Consider the following 1435-nt stretch of genomic DNA (forward strand, 5'->3'; position numbering starts at 1 on the left):
GAGAGTGTCTGATGGTTTGTGTGTGGGTTTCCAACCTGCATAAGGAGATAAGCCAGAATGACTACTGTGGCACGACGAGATCCGGCTGATAAGGCCAAGATTGATGCGATTGAAAAGAAGCTGCTTGCTAACCCTGAAATCGCGAAGCTGATTGATGACCTAGGCACATCCACAACGGATGCCAATGACCTGGTTCGCGGCATGTTGCAAGCCTCGATTACCAGGGGACTCAACGCTGAAATGGATGCCCACCTGGGCTACGAGTCTGGCGACAGGAGCGCTAAAGCTGCTGCTGGAACAGACAATCACCGCAACGGGTCATATCCAAAGACCGTGGATTCTAACTACGGGCCAGTCACCGTTGATGTCCCACGCGATCGGGCTGGAACATTCTTGCCGACTATGGTTCCTAAAGGTTCTAGGCGCTTGACTGATGTCGATGACATGATAGTCAGCTTGTACGCCGGTGGGATGACAATTAGGGACATCCAGCACCATATGGCAACGGCGATGCGTGTTGATATTTCCCATGAGACGATTTCCGCGGTTACCGATGCCGTCCTCGATGAGGTCATGGTCTGGCAAAACCGCCAGCTAGACGAGTTCTACCCGGTCATTTTCCTGGATGCGCTGCGCATTAAAGTCCGCGATGGCGGCCGAGTGGTCAATAAGTCCGCGTACATGGCTATCGGCGTGGATCTCGACGGTATCAAGCACATTTTGGGATTGTGGATTGCCAAAGAAGAAGGCGCTTCATTTTGGGCGCAGGTATGTGCCAATCTTTCCAATCGTGGGGTCAAGGACGTCTTTATCGTCTGCTGTGACGGGCTTAAAGGTCTGCCTGAAGCAGTTGAGGCAACGTGGCCGAACTCTATGGTGCAAACCTGTATCGTGCACCTGATTCGTGCCGCTAACCGGTGGGTAGCCTACGGGGATCGCCGGGGCGTATCAGCCGCGTTGAAAAAGATTTACACCGCCACGGATGAAACCACAGCTAAGGCTGCCTTAGACGAATTTGAAGCCTCTGAATTGGGAGAAAAGTATCCACGCTCAGTCAAGGTCTGGCGAGATGCTTGGGCGCGTTTCGTACCGTTTCTGCAGTTCCCACCAGCGGCCAGAAAAGTAATCTATACGACGAACTCGATTGAATCATTCAACAATGAACTGCGTAAAGCTACCCGCAACAGGGTACAGTTCACCAACGATGAATCAGCGCTCAAGACGCTGTGGCTGATGATCTGCAATATCGAAGACAAACGAGCTGCAAAGAGAGCGAAGCAGGGCAAACGAGTCTCAGCGACAGCCGGCAGACTCATGGAAGGAGCCCGAGTTTCCGGCTGGAAACAAGCCATCAACCAAATGGCCGTGGCCTACCCCGACCGCTTCGACAAATACCTATAAACCCAGCCCCACACACAAACAACTTGACACGCTC

At 52.8% G+C, this 1435-nt stretch carries 1 protein-coding gene; it reads left to right on the top strand.

The window, feature by feature from the left end:
• Positions 1-57 precede the first annotated feature (57 nt).
• On the top strand, positions 58-1401 hold the full coding sequence (locus QP965_RS11395; protein WP_005326230.1) for an IS256 family transposase: 1344 nt from the start codon (positions 58-60) through the stop codon (positions 1399-1401).
• Positions 1402-1435: the final 34 nt, after the last annotated feature.

The organism is Corynebacterium sp. MSK074 (assembly GCF_030229735.1).
GTDB lineage: Bacteria > Actinomycetota > Actinomycetes > Mycobacteriales > Mycobacteriaceae > Corynebacterium.